Source organism: Streptoverticillium reticulum, assembly GCF_047456005.1.
Classification (GTDB): domain Bacteria; phylum Actinomycetota; class Actinomycetes; order Streptomycetales; family Streptomycetaceae; genus Streptomyces; species Streptomyces reticulum.
This window is the reverse complement of record NZ_CP179755.1, coordinates 7,639,600-7,651,612: the sequence shown is the minus strand read 5'-3', so window position 1 is coordinate 7,651,612 and position 12,013 is coordinate 7,639,600. Positions and strand designations below refer to the sequence as shown.

Genomic DNA, 12,013 nt, shown 5'->3' with positions numbered 1-12,013 from the left:
CGCGCACCGCGCAATCAGGATCCGCGAGAAGTGGATGGGCCTTCCCGTCCAGGCCTTCCGGCGGTTCCGTCCGGAGGCCGCCGCGATGCCGGAGGTGCACACGACATGGCCGCGGACACCGGGCCGGCGGCCCGGCCCGGCCTGCTGACGTTCCTGGGCGGTGTCGGCACCGTCACGGGCAGCAAGTTCATGATCGAGACCGATCATGTGCGGCTCCTCGTGGACTGCGGGCTCTTCCAGGGCCTGGCGGACCTGCGCCGGCTGAACTGGCGCCGCCTCCCCGCGGAGGCCGCCGACATCCACGCCGTCGTGCTCACCCACGCCCACGTCGACCACTGCGGCTACCTCCCCCGGCTGGTGCGCCAGGGCTTCCGCGGCGACGTCCACTGCACCCCGTACACGGCCCGTCTCGCCGAGATCGTGCTGCGCGACAGCGCCCGGCTGCAGCAGGAGCAGGCCGAGCACAGCAACCGCCACGGCCACTCCAAGCACCGCCCCGCCGAGCCCCTCTACGAGGAGGCCGACGTCGACCGCGCCCTGCAGCTGTTCCGGCCGCTGCCGGCCGGCAAGGACGCCGGCATCGCGCGGGACACCCGGCTGCGGCTGCACCACGCCGGGCACATCCTCGGCTCGGCCTGGGTCCACCTCACCCTGGAGGACGGGCACACGCTGGCCTGCAGCGGCGACCTCGGCAGGCCCGTCCACCCACTGCTGCGCCCGCCGGACCCCTTCACCGGCGCCGACGCCCTGCTGGTCGAGTCCACCTACGGCAACCGGCGGCACGACACGGACACCAGCCGCGCGGTCTTCGCCGACGCCCTGCACCGCACGCTCCGGCGCGGCGGACTGGTGGTGATCCCGTCCTTCGCGGTGGACCGCACGGAGGTGGTCCTCAACGAGCTGGCCCGGCTGCGCAGCACCGGGCAACTGCCGCCGGACGTGCCCATCCACGTGGACAGCCCCATGGCGCTGGCGGCGCTGCGCGTCTACGAGGAGGCGCTGACCCGGCAGGCGCCCGGCATCCGCCCGGAGGTGCTGGCGGCCGGGGCCTCGGTCCTGGACCCGGCGCCGTTCTCGGCCGCCCGCACGGCGGCCGAGTCGATCGAGATCAACGCCGTCCGGGAGCCCTGCGTCATCGTCTCCGCCTCCGGCATGGCCACCGGCGGCCGCATCCTGCACCACCTGCGGCGCCTGCTGCCGGGCTCCCGCAACACCGTGATCGTCGTGGGGTTCGCCGCCCGCGGCACCCGGGCCCGGGACCTGGTCGACGGCGCGCGGACGCTCAAGATGTTCGGCGAGTACGTACCGGTGCGCGCCGAGGTGGTCAACGTGCCGGGCTTCTCCGCGCACGCCGACGCCGCCGAGATCCTCGACTGGCTCCGCGGAGCCCCGCCGCCGCACGCGACGTACCTGGTGCACGGGGAGCCGGAGGCGGCCGAGGCGCTGCGCGAGCGGATCGACGCCGGCCTCGGCTGGACGGCCGTCGTGCCCCGCTCCGGCGAGCGCGTCCTGGTGCGCTGACCGCCCTCCCCCGGATGCGCGGGACACGCACAAACGGCAGGCTGGCCGTAGACACACCCGCATTCGTCGTGCGTTGCCCGTATGCGTTGTCCGTGCAGGGAGGTGGCCCGTGGTGCGACCGGTGTCCGTCGGGTTCGACGGCTCCGCCGAGAGCCTGGCCGCTGCCGCCTGGGCGGGCCGGGAGGCGGTGCTGCGCGGGGTGCCGCTGCGCGTCGTGCACGTCCTGCAGATGCAGACGGGCGCCGCGCGGCCCGCCCCCGGGACCTCCGCCGAGCGGGAGTGGGCCGAGAGCCGGCTCGAAGTGGCCCAGGAACAGCTCACCGAGGCGCACCCGGGCCTGCAGGTCGGTGTCGACCGGGTGACGGAACCGCCGGTCAGGGCCCTGGTCGACGCCGCCCGGGACGCGGAGGTGCTGGTCCTCGGGTCACGGGAGCTCGGCACCGTACAGGGATTCCTGCTGGGGCCCGTGAGCCTGGCGGTGGCCACACATGCGCCCCGGCCGGTGGTGATCGTGCACGAACCGCCTGCCGGGCAGGCGAACGGGGGCGGAGCCGTCGTGCTCGGACTCGGCCCCGCCCGGCCCTACGACCCGCTGCTCGCCTTCGCGTTCGACGCCGCCGCGGCCCGCGGTGCGGTGCTGCGGATCGTGCAGGTCACCGACGGGGAACCCGCCGCCGGGGAGCCGGAGCCGCGGGGCGGCAGCGCCCTGGCCGAGGTGCTGCGCCCCTGGCGGGAGCGGATGCCCGCCGTCGAGGTGGACGAGTGGCTGACGACCGGCTCCGCGGCCCAGCACCTGCTGGAAGCGGCCGGGCAGGCCGCACTGCTCGTCGTCGGCCGGCGCGAGCACCGGCACCCCCTCGGCGTGGGCCTCGGCCCGGTGGCCCATGCGGCACTGCACCACGCACCGTGCCCGGTCGCGGTCGTGCCGCTGGGCTGACGGGTGGCGGTGCCGCCGGTCAACCGTCTTCGTGACGCACCGTGCACAGCCCCCAGATGACGAGGATGCACAGGGCCATGAGCACGATCGACCACAGCGGGTAGTAGGGAATGGAAAGGAAGTTGGCGAGCAGCAGCATGGCGGCGACGGCAACTCCCAGGATTCTGGCCCAGAGGGAGACCCGGAACAGCCCGACTCCGATCATGATCGCCGCGATGCCGAGGAACAGGTGGATCCAGCCCCAGCCTCCCAGGCTGAACTTGAAGGCGTAGTCGGGTGTCTTGAGGTACACCGCGTTGTGGAGTACGGCCATGATGCCGCGGAAGAGGTTCAGGAACCCCGCGATCAGCATCATCACGGCCGCGAACACCGTGAGACCGGCAGCGGCCGTGCACTTGCCGGTATGGGGATCAGGAGCGGATGCCATGATCGTCCTCCTTTGCCTGCGTGATGCTCCAGGCACGGGGAAAGCACGTCCCGGCTCGGACGAGCCGGACCGCTCCCTTCCATGGTCGCTCGCATCCGTCCGTGATCGCACGCGGGGTGCCGGGGCGGCACCGGGAGTGACGGGACCGTCGCAGTGTGCGTGCGGCGCGTGCTCGCGCCCCGTAAGGGGCGCGGGGAACTGCGCGATCAGCCACGACGCGCCCGCAGCCGAGGTACCCAGGGCCGTGCGTCGGCTGCGGGCCGACGGCGGCTGGCCGCGCAGTTCCCCGCGCCTCCTACAGGGCGCTGCCGCTCACCCGCCTTCACCCGGCGGCGTGCCGCAACTCGGGCCGCCGGGGCCGTCGAACTGCACCGAGGTGAAGAAGTCCCGGAAGTCGGGGAAGAAGTTGCCCTTGCCGGTCGGGCCCGCGGATGTGACGGCCGTGCAGCCGGTGTAGTTCGTGCCGGACCACAGGTGGATGGTGGACGAGGTCCGGTTCCAGTCCGACTCGCCCCGGCCGCTCATGCCGAGCACCGCGAGATCCGGCGTGCTGCTCGTCAGCGTGATCATGTCGCCGGTGCCGTCGAGGCCCGAGAACATGCAGTAGGAGCCGTCGGGGCAGCGGTCGTATCCGTCGGCCGCATGAGCCGTGGAGACCGGCATCGCGACGGCGGCCACGACAGCCGCCGGCACGAGCAGGGCGCGCAACGCGTTTCTCATCTCCCCATGGAACAGCACCGGAAGGCTCAGAGCCAGCGCTGTGCCGCCTCGACGCTGTCGCCGCCGCTGGTGTTGAACGCGATGGCGGCCTGCGGCGCGTGACGGCGGATCAGGTTGACCATCTGCTCGAAGAGCGGGAGGAGTTGCTCCGTCTTGCGGATCCCGCCCCCGACGACGACCACGTCCCACGGGCGCTCGGCCAAGGAGGCGGCGAGGGTGGTCTCGGCCGAACCGTCGAACACGACCAGCGTCATGGCCGCGTCGATGCCGTGCTCGCCGAACCGGGCCAGCTCCCTGTCGAGAGCCGCGCGAAAGGCCTCCCCGTCGACGCCGGGAATCGCCTGGGGGTCGTAACCGTTCCTAGCGTTGCTGACTGTTGTTGGCCAACTCGCCGTAATCCGGGCAGGAAATAGTCCGGTGACCCTCCGAACGGTCTTGAGGGTCGGGGAACAGCGTGAGCTGGTCACCGTGGCGCAGGCTCGTCTTGCCGCCTCCGTTTGGCGTGCGTCCTGTCCTGGGTGGGCTCGCGGTCCCGCGCGGCCTGGAAGTGAATACGGCCTGGCCGGTAGCTCTCCCTGCGCTCATCCTCTGGTGAGCGGGGGTCACACCTGGCCGACGCCGGATTCGGTGTCCCAGACCACGCCTGCCGATGGCCACGGCGGCACCGTGATGCCGCGTGACCGTGGTCTTGGTCTGCTGCTGGAGCGGTGCCTTCCAGTATCGCTCGCCCCAGATCGAGGTGTATGCCGGATCGACCGCGATCACGACCAGGTCCTGGTGGTAGGCCATGGAACGCAGGCGTTCGCGGAACTTCGCGGTAGGGATACCGGCCACCGTGCGGCGGAACTTCTTGCCGCGCTTGCCTCGGCCCATGGTCTCCCGGCCGGTGGCCCGGGCGTCGTCAAAGCCCAGGTTTTCCATCGCGATACCGGCACAGTGGTGCTCATGGGCAATCCTGATGAGCTGGCTGATGGCGGCCCGCAGGCGGCCGTCCCGCTGGGATGCGGGGCCGGTGACGGCGATGGGCACGGTGATGGGTTCGCCGATGGGGTTGCCGTCCGGGTCGAGGACGCAGGCCGCGAGGTGGTCGGCGTTCAGGTCCACGCCGAGCAGCTTATCGCCGAGGGCCCGGATCTCTTCCGGGGTGGGCAGTGCGGCCGCATCGGCGGACCAGGAGGCATCGAGGTACCAGCGGCCACGGTCGGGCTCGTACACAATGTCGTACCGCACGGCACGGTTGGCGGTCACCCGGTCCGGCCATTCCTCCCGCCGGTGAGAGAAGCCCACGGTGCACGCGAGCTTGTACCGGCCTCGGGGGCGTTCGCCAGGTACCGCAACGGTGTTGGCAAAACCATCGACACCTCGCCTGTCCCTGGGTCGGCGGTGATGGTGTAGTTGCCGTGCGGGGCGCCGGACTCGCCGTCAGCGGTGAGGAACCTTCGCTCCGCGTCCCAGCGCTGCCGCCACTGGCCCTCGGTGAGCTGGGCCTTGTCGAGGTTGTGGCGCACCTTCGCCAGGCGTCGGCCACCCACGACGATGCTCGGCCGACCGGTCTCGATGCGGGTTTCCACGGCCGCGAGCCGGGCGGTGAGGACCTGCAAGCGGCGCTGCTTCTGCCAGCGTTCGGCCTGGCCGGGGTAGCCGCGTACCGTCCCTGCGCGCTGGCCGCACGGGGCGGCGAGCCGCTTGGTGATGGCGTGGATCGCCCGGCGCAGGCCGGCACGCTCATCGAACAGCACACGCACACTGAGCTGGTACTGGTCTTCGCTGGCGCGGGTCATCGTCCCCGCCCAGCGCGAGGACGAGAGGGCGGTGAGCTTCTTCTTCCGCCCGGCGCGCTGATTGTCCTTCGCCTTGACCTTGCCCAGGCTGACGCGCTCGGCCAGGTCGGCCCGCTGCTGGTGGCCAAGGTGGTCACCGACCAGCCGCAGGACCGCCGCTTCTTCAGCAGTGACACGCAGCCGGTCCCGGATGCGCGCGCCTGCCGGGGCAGCAACGGTGAAGGGGGCCACGATCGTCCGCAGTCGGCGCTTCCTCACGCAACGCTTTACCACGATGCATCCCCCCTCCACTGCGCGGCTAATCAACCACGAACATAGTGCAATTGGCCAGCAGTGGCCTGCAAATCACCCTCGTTGGCGGTGGACTTCACCGCCCGCGTCAAGGCGCGGGGCCTTCGCCGACCGGGCACCGTACAACCGGCTCGAGAACGAAGTGACGATCGCGAGCATGTCCCGTACCAGATCGCCGTCACCCCCCCTCCAGCTCCTCGAACCGCGCCAGGCGTTCCTCATGAGTGACCAGCAGCGTGCCCACACTGTCGGTCTGACACGCCCGCAGCGCCCTGCGCAGCCCCTTGCGCTGATCCGACAAGCCGGAAGCCGCATCGGTGAACTCACCCACCACGATCCGCCCCCAGCCGCTTCACGAAGCCGCACCACCTGCCGGTCCAAGTCGCCCTCGGCGCGCTGCCGGTGCGAGGAAACCCGCCCGTACAGCACCACCTCGCCTACCGACGGCAACATCTGCCGCCCCGCCGCCGCGCCAGCGCATCCAAATCCCCCACCTGGAAGACCCGGCGACCATCTGGCGGCCGCCGATCCTCCTACACGCCCTCAAGGGTGTAGCGGCGCGGCATCCGTGTAGCCCCCCGTCGCTTCGCCGCCTTACCTGCAGAGATCCAATCCTCAGTCCCATCACTCACGTGAGAGACCGTATGGCCCACCGTGGCCCACAACCGAATCAACAGTTGGATACCCGGATGCCCCGGGCGCCATCCACAGTGACGGCTCGTTGTCAGTGCCCGCTGGGAGGATCACCGGTATGACACCGACACCGATGCTTCTCACCGACATCGAGCAGGCCGTCCGCAGCAGTTGGAGTGCCGAGACGTGCACGCCCGAGTTCCGATCGCGCTGGAGCCCGGACAATCCGGCCCGGGACCAGTGCGGTGTGACCGCCATGGTGCTCCATGACCTGCTGGGCGGCGAGCTGATCCGCGGGGAGGTCCATGTCGACGGCAGGCGCGTGGACTACCACTGGTGGAACCGCCTCGGCACGGGCATCGAGATCGACCTCACCCGTGAGCAGTTCGGGCCGGAGGAGATCGTCACCGGAGGCGTCGTCGTTCCCCGGCCGCCCGTGACCGAGTGGCGCAGGCTGCGTGCGGAGTACGAGCTGCTCCATGATCGGGTCATGAACCGCATACGGCCGACGGCCACGTCATCGCGGCGCTGTCGGTAGCCTCCCTGCCATGGGGCTGGACATCACGGTGATGACTGCCGACTGTTCGTGGCTGGAAGAGGTTCCGCCACGGGAGCGGGTGCCGCGGCTGAGGAGTGCCTGGTACGCCGACGAGACGGGGCTGTGGGGCCACGATGCGCCGGCGGTCGAGAGCGGCTGGGTGTGGCCGCAGGGGCCCGACAGCGCCCTCTTCGCCGTGTACGAATTCCCGCACACCTGCGGCTCGTTCAAGGCGCACTTCTGGGCCGGGCAGCGGTGGGAAGCCGTCCGCGACCATGTCGATCCACCGATGCGGGCCGCATGGGACACCTTCCTGCGCGGACTCGTCTGGTGCGGGATGGACGGCGAAGCGCAGCACACCGATACGGGCTTCTTCGGCGAGGACGACTACGGCGTGCTGCTCGCACGATCACCGGACAGCGTCCGGGAACTGGCCGCAGTCTGGGACCGGGCACGGCCCTGTCTCGGCCGGATGGAAGGGCCGTTCGGTGAGCATGCCGCCGATCCCGACGGGTGGGTCGGCGACTTCGGCGGGTTCACGGGGCTGCTGGCGCAGTGGGGACAGGTCGTCACCGAAGCCGCCCGACGAGGGTGGGGTGTTGTGGGTCTGAGCGAGTAGCCCGCCGAGCGCGCAGCGCACCTGCGGCACCGAGGCGCCCCGTCAGGGGCGCGGGGAACTGCGCCGCGACTGATCGAGACGACGGCCGGAGGGTCTTGGTCCGGCATGACCGCCCTGGTGCGGCGCGGCGGGTTCAGGGGGCTGTCGGCGGGTCGAGGTCCTTTGTCATGAAGACCCTGCTGGTGCCCGGCGGGTCGCACGGGACTTCGCCCAGGCGTCGCCAGCCGTGTTTCGCGTAGAAGCCGGGAGCCTGGAAGCTGATCGTGTACAGCACAGCCATGCGGCAGCCACGTGCGCGGGCTTCGTTCTCGGCGCGGCGCAGGATCTCGCTGCCCAGACCGCCACCGCGCAGCTCGCGTGGCAGGAAGAACAGATCGAGGAAGAACAGCCCGAGTGAGGTGCGGCCGGTCAGACCGCCGATCACCTGGCGGGTCGGGGAGTCACGCACCAGGACGGCCAGCGGGCGGCGGTCGTCGATGGCTGTCGTGTCGATGTTGAACCGGTCCAGGGCGTCGGAGATGAGCGATACGTCGGTGGGCTTCGGGGCGTCGGTGGCCGTGAGGCCGATGCCGGGCCAGGGGTTCGGTGTCGTGCTGTCGGTGGCAGGCATGAGGTTCCCAGGGCGGTTGACGGAAGGGATGCGGGCGGAGAGCGCGGTGGCCTCGGCTGGTACGGGACGTTAGGGCGCGAACGCTTCGGCCGATCCCGAATCGAGATCGACGACAATCGGAGACATGGATCATCAGCGCGAGAGCCGGGACGTCGGTGTGGACCTGGCCGTCGTGGCCAGGCTGCTGGCCGACGGCACCAGGGCGGACTTCTGCCTGGCCCTGCTGGACGGCCGGGCCTGGACGGCCACAGAACTGGCCCGCCATGCCGGTGTCGCAGCCTCGTCCGCGACCGAGCATCTGAACGTGCTCGTACGCGGCGGACTCCTCGTCGAGGAACGGCACGGACGCCACCGTTACCTGCGGATGGCCGATCCGCGCGTGATGGCCCTGATCGAGAGCCTCGCCGCGCTCGCGCCGCACCACTCCCCCAGACCGCGTTCGCTGTCGGGCTCGGGGCGACAGCGGGCCCTGGCCCGCGCGCGCCTGTGCTATGACCACCTGGCCGGGGAACTGGGCCTGGCTGTCACCGACTCGATGGCCGACCGCGGCCTGCTGGAGTGGGGAAGCGATCCGTCGCTCACCGTCAAGGGGGCAACCTGGCTCAACGACCTGGGCATCGCACTGCCCGAGGCCTCCCGCAGACCGTTGGTACGCGCCTGCCTGGACTGGACCGAACGGCGCCCGCACCTGGGCGGGGCCGTCGGCGCCGCCATCTGCGGGCACGCCCTGGCCGCGGGGTGGCTGACCCGGATCGGCACCACCCGTGCCCTCGCCCTCACGGATCTGGGCAGACACGAACTGCGCGACCACATCGGACTGCCTGCGACCACCGAACTGCCGCCCTGGGACCAAGAAGCGGATCAGCGACCTTGGATGAACGGTCCCGGTGCTGATGGGGCCGTGACGTGAGAAGGCCTGCACGGGGTGGGTGAGCCGTGACGCTTACCTGGCCCGTGCGGCCAGCTCCCATCCCGCCTTGTCCGGGGTCTCTCACGCACATCCCGGCGAGTTACTCGAAGAGTTGTCGCCGCGTTGGCGGCCCGGCGCGAGTCGGCGCTTGACCGGCAGCGGGGTGGCAAGCGGCACCGGTCGAAGGGAGCCGGGCGCAAGCCGAAGCCGGAGTTTGTCGACCGGCTGCTGGTCACCCTCGTCCGCCTGCGGCTGGGCCTGCCGCACGCCGCACTGGCCGAGCTGTACCGGGTGGATCGCTCCACGGTCCCCGTCGCAGTCCGCCAGGTCGGGGCGGCCGGGTCGCAAGGCGGCCGCGTGCATGACCAGACCGCCTTGCGCACCGAGGGCATCGCTGAACAGTTCCAGCACTATCCGGCGGTGAAGGCTGAGGCCGACTCGGGATACCAGGGCCTGGCCACACCAACGCCGAGTACAAGCAGTGGCGGCCCCTGCAGCGGTGCACCGGACGTCGGGAGGCCTGCCCGGAAACCCACCTGGCCATCGCCGGGTTGACCTCCGACCGCTCCGCACGACGCCCGCCCCGGCGCCCGCCCCGGCGGCGGTCCGGTTCCGGCGGCGGCCCGGTTCCGGCTCAGCTCAGCGCGGCCGTTATGTATGCCTCGATCGCGTCCCGCTGGTAGGCGGCCAGGCCCGGCGCGATCGTCTCGTACGCCGCACGCCACGACGCGTTCTCCACGCAGGAACGCCCCATCGCCCGGAACTCCTCGACGGAGACGGCACGCAGGCCGGTCAGCGCCTGGTGCTGAGCCGCGACCTCGGCCCGCACCTCATCGGCATCGGCAGGCAGGCCGGCGGCCATGAGCTCGGCCAACCGGATCATCTGCGCGGTCCGCCGACGGTGTGCCGCTTCGATCTCCTCCTCGGTCATTGCGGCGACGCGCTGCCGGACCACCTCGGCGTGCTCGGGGAAGTCGCGCAGAGTCTCCTCGTACACGGCGGGCCGGACACCTTCGAAAAGGTTCTCCGGTCGGTTGATACTGGTCATGGGTCCACCGTCCTTTCCGGACTGTTCCAGTGCGGCGATCGTGCGGGAGACGGTGCGGGCCAGCGCGTCGAGGCGGTCCCGCTCGGCGAGCAGCCGGCTGCGGTGTCCGCGCAGGGCCTCCAGCTCGTCGACCTGTTCGGCCAGGATCCGGCCGATCTCGGGGAGCCCCACGCCGAGCTCCCGCAGGACGAGGATCTGCTGCAGCCGCAGCAACTGCCGCTCCTCGTAATAGCGGTGCCCGTTGGTGCCGATCCACGCCGGCGGCAGCAACCCGATATCGTCGTAGTGCCGCAGCGTCCGGGCCGTCACGCCCGACATCCGTGCGACCTCCGCGATAGGCCACCCCATCGCCGCCTCCTCGCTCCTCGCTCCTCGCGAACGATCCACCGGCCGGTTTCTCCGGCCCTGTTCAGGACGGTAGAGGCTGCCGCAGCGGCAACTTCAACCCCGGCCAGGCCGCCGCGGCAGCAGCACCGCCGCACCCAGCGCCGTGATCGCCAGCAGGCACGCGGCGAGCAGCATGCTCTCCCCCATGCCCCGCGCGAAGCCCCCGGCGAGGAGCGCGCCGAAGACGGCGATGCTGAGTGCTCCGCCCGTCTGGCGGCTGGTGTTGAGCAGAGCGGCTGCCGTGCCCGCCCGTTCGGCGGCGACGCTGTCGAGGATCAGGGAGGTCAGCGCCGGCATGGCGAGGGAGCCGCCGACGCCCAGCGGAATCATCAGCAGGGCGGTCGCCCACGCGGGCGTTCCGGTGTGGACGGCGAGCAGCCCGGTGCAGGCCAGCACACCGGTCAGCAGTCCGGTGACGACCACCGCCCGCGGGCCGTAGCGGGAAACCGCCCGCGGCGAGAGGTAGTTGAAATTGACGGTGACCGCCGCCATCGGCACGAACATCAGCCCGGCCGACAGCGCCGACTGCCCCCGCTGCTCCTGGAAGAAGAGGCTCAGGACGAACACCACGCCGTAGAAGGCGGCGTTGACGGAGAAACCTGCGACGACCGGCACGGTGACGCCGCGCTGCCGGAACAGCTCCAGCGGCAGCATCGGGGTGCGCCGCCGCGCCTCGACGGCCACGAACGCGGCCCCGGACGCCACCGCGACCCCGGTCGCGGCGAGCACGGCGCCGGTGAGCCCGTCGCGCCCGCCCTCGATCACGGCGAAGGTCAGGGCGGCCAGCGCCAGTACCGCCGTCAGCTGCCCCGGCAGGTCGAACGCGGCAGCGCGGCGCGGGGAGCGCGCCGCCCGCAGCAGGAACAGGAAACCGGCAAGCCCGGCAGGCGCATTGAGGCAGAACACGGCGCGCCAGCTCCACTCCGTGGTGAGCAGCCCGCCCAGGACGGGCCCCGCGGCGATGGCCACCGCGCCGCCGACCGTCCACAGGGCGATGCCGCGCGCCCGGGCGGCCGGATCGGGGAACGCCTGCCGGATCAGCGCCAGCGAAGCGGGCACCATCACCGCTGCCGCGCTCCCCTGCACCACGCGCGCCGCCGTCAGCGCCCCGAGCGTCGGTGCCGCCCCGCAGGCCAGCGAGGCGAGCGTGAAGACGCCGAGTCCCCAGCCGTAGGCGCGCCGCGCGCCGACCGCGTCCGAGAGGGCACCGGCGGAGAGCATCAGCGCCGCGAACATCAACGTGTAGCTGTCGACGACCCATTGGAGTCCGGACATCGAGCCGCCGAGCTGCCCCCGCATGGCGGGCAGCGCGACGTTGACGCCGGAGACGTCGACCGTGATCACGAAGAAGCCGAGAACGGCGGCGACGAGAGCGGCGGTGGCGGAGCCCGGCCGCCCCGGCCCGCCCCGGGTGCCCCCGTTCGCCCCGACTCCCGTACCCGCCCCGGTCCGAGCCGTCGCGCTCATCGTGCACTGTTCCTCACTGCGCTGCCCCTTCCCGTCCTGCCGGACGCATCGGTTACGTGGATACGTCGGATACAGAAGTCGGATACAGAAGGCAGTGTGCTCGGCGTGCGCGACCCCCGACAGA

The 12,013-nt window shown here is 71.6% G+C and carries 15 protein-coding genes; 6 read left to right on the top strand and 9 right to left on the bottom strand.

The window, feature by feature from the left end; all coding sequences use genetic code 11:
- Positions 1-105: 105 nt before the first annotated feature.
- Entirely contained in the window at positions 106-1,521 is a 1,416-nt protein-coding gene (locus ACMATS_RS34805; protein WP_414170228.1) for an MBL fold metallo-hydrolase RNA specificity domain-containing protein, read from the top strand.
- A gap of 109 nt (positions 1,522-1,630) precedes the next feature.
- Positions 1,631-2,458: a universal stress protein gene (locus ACMATS_RS34800; protein WP_390775402.1), complete on the top strand. Its 828-nt coding sequence runs from the start codon at positions 1,631-1,633 to the stop codon at positions 2,456-2,458.
- A gap of 19 nt (positions 2,459-2,477) precedes the next feature.
- Here the strand turns inward: ACMATS_RS34800 and ACMATS_RS34795 are convergent, their stop codons facing one another.
- The 6 genes from ACMATS_RS34795 to ACMATS_RS34770 form a co-directional block, all read right to left on the bottom strand.
- Entirely contained in the window at positions 2,478-2,885 is a 408-nt protein-coding gene (locus ACMATS_RS34795; RefSeq protein ID WP_390775403.1) for a hypothetical protein, read from the bottom strand.
- Between the two features lie 312 nt (positions 2,886-3,197).
- Positions 3,198-3,605, bottom strand: coding sequence for a peptidase inhibitor family I36 protein (locus tag ACMATS_RS34790; RefSeq protein ID WP_390775404.1), 408 nt, complete (start codon positions 3,603-3,605; stop codon positions 3,198-3,200).
- Between the two features lie 26 nt (positions 3,606-3,631).
- Positions 3,632-4,003: a hypothetical protein gene (locus ACMATS_RS34785; protein ID WP_414170853.1), complete on the bottom strand. Its 372-nt coding sequence runs from the start codon at positions 4,001-4,003 to the stop codon at positions 3,632-3,634.
- Positions 3,966-4,853, bottom strand: a complete 888-nt coding sequence (locus ACMATS_RS34780; RefSeq protein WP_414170227.1) for a hypothetical protein — start codon at positions 4,851-4,853, stop codon at positions 3,966-3,968. The genes ACMATS_RS34785 and ACMATS_RS34780 overlap by 38 nt, the downstream gene beginning before the upstream one ends.
- Positions 4,850-5,644 (bottom strand): hypothetical protein, encoded by a 795-nt coding sequence (locus ACMATS_RS34775; protein WP_414170226.1) that lies wholly within the window; start codon positions 5,642-5,644, stop codon positions 4,850-4,852. The genes ACMATS_RS34780 and ACMATS_RS34775 overlap by 4 nt, the downstream gene beginning before the upstream one ends.
- Before the next feature lie 211 nt (positions 5,645-5,855).
- Positions 5,856-6,008 carry a recombinase family protein gene (locus ACMATS_RS34770; RefSeq protein WP_414170225.1) on the bottom strand — a complete coding sequence of 51 codons (153 nt, stop codon included), beginning with the start codon at positions 6,006-6,008 and terminating at the stop codon, positions 5,856-5,858.
- Between the two features lie 420 nt (positions 6,009-6,428).
- Here ACMATS_RS34770 and ACMATS_RS34765 point away from each other — a divergent pair, with 420 nt between their 5' ends.
- The gene (locus ACMATS_RS34765; protein WP_414170224.1) at positions 6,429-6,848 is read left to right on the top strand and encodes a hypothetical protein; all 420 of its coding nucleotides are present in this window, start codon (positions 6,429-6,431) and stop codon (positions 6,846-6,848) included.
- Between the two features lie 10 nt (positions 6,849-6,858).
- Positions 6,859-7,467, top strand: a complete 609-nt coding sequence (locus tag ACMATS_RS34760) for a hypothetical protein (RefSeq protein ID WP_414170223.1) — start codon at positions 6,859-6,861, stop codon at positions 7,465-7,467.
- Positions 7,468-7,600: 133 nt separating this feature from the next.
- On the opposite strand, the gene ACMATS_RS34755 is transcribed toward ACMATS_RS34760, so the two are convergent.
- Positions 7,601-8,077: a GNAT family N-acetyltransferase gene (locus tag ACMATS_RS34755; RefSeq protein ID WP_414170222.1), complete on the bottom strand. Its 477-nt coding sequence runs from the start codon at positions 8,075-8,077 to the stop codon at positions 7,601-7,603.
- Positions 8,078-8,201: 124 nt separating this feature from the next.
- Here ACMATS_RS34755 and ACMATS_RS34750 point away from each other — a divergent pair, with 124 nt between their 5' ends.
- On the top strand, positions 8,202-8,987 hold the full coding sequence (locus ACMATS_RS34750) for an ArsR/SmtB family transcription factor (RefSeq protein WP_414170221.1): 786 nt from the start codon (positions 8,202-8,204) through the stop codon (positions 8,985-8,987).
- 123 nt (positions 8,988-9,110) lie between these two features.
- Positions 9,111-9,542: a transposase family protein gene (locus ACMATS_RS34745; protein WP_414170220.1), complete on the top strand. Its 432-nt coding sequence runs from the start codon at positions 9,111-9,113 to the stop codon at positions 9,540-9,542.
- A 79-nt stretch (positions 9,543-9,621) separates the two neighbouring features.
- Here the strand turns inward: ACMATS_RS34745 and ACMATS_RS34740 are convergent, their stop codons facing one another.
- Both ACMATS_RS34740 and ACMATS_RS34735 read right to left on the bottom strand, forming a co-directional pair.
- Complete coding sequence (locus ACMATS_RS34740; RefSeq protein ID WP_414170219.1) at positions 9,622-10,383, bottom strand: MerR family transcriptional regulator; 762 nt, start codon at positions 10,381-10,383, stop codon at positions 9,622-9,624.
- 93 nt (positions 10,384-10,476) lie between these two features.
- Positions 10,477-11,889, bottom strand: a complete 1,413-nt coding sequence (locus ACMATS_RS34735) for an MFS transporter (protein ID WP_414170218.1) — start codon at positions 11,887-11,889, stop codon at positions 10,477-10,479.
- Positions 11,890-12,013 lie beyond the last annotated feature (124 nt).

Coding starts and splice junctions, on each gene's coding strand:
- ACMATS_RS34740 (WP_414170219.1), bottom strand. CDS start 10,383: ATGGGGTGGCCTATCGCGGAGGTCGCACGGATGTCGGGCGTGACGGCC.
- ACMATS_RS34760 (WP_414170223.1), top strand. CDS start 6,859: ATGGGGCTGGACATCACGGTGATGACTGCCGACTGTTCGTGGCTGGAA.
- ACMATS_RS34805 (WP_414170228.1), top strand. CDS start 106: ATGGCCGCGGACACCGGGCCGGCGGCCCGGCCCGGCCTGCTGACGTTC.
- ACMATS_RS34755 (WP_414170222.1), bottom strand. CDS start 8,077: ATGCCTGCCACCGACAGCACGACACCGAACCCCTGGCCCGGCATCGGC.
- ACMATS_RS34750 (WP_414170221.1), top strand. CDS start 8,202: ATGGATCATCAGCGCGAGAGCCGGGACGTCGGTGTGGACCTGGCCGTC.
- ACMATS_RS34765 (WP_414170224.1), top strand. CDS start 6,429: ATGACACCGACACCGATGCTTCTCACCGACATCGAGCAGGCCGTCCGC.
- ACMATS_RS34795 (WP_390775403.1), bottom strand. CDS start 2,885: ATGGCATCCGCTCCTGATCCCCATACCGGCAAGTGCACGGCCGCTGCC.
- ACMATS_RS34790 (WP_390775404.1), bottom strand. CDS start 3,605: ATGAGAAACGCGTTGCGCGCCCTGCTCGTGCCGGCGGCTGTCGTGGCC.
- ACMATS_RS34735 (WP_414170218.1), bottom strand. CDS start 11,889: ATGAGCGCGACGGCTCGGACCGGGGCGGGTACGGGAGTCGGGGCGAAC.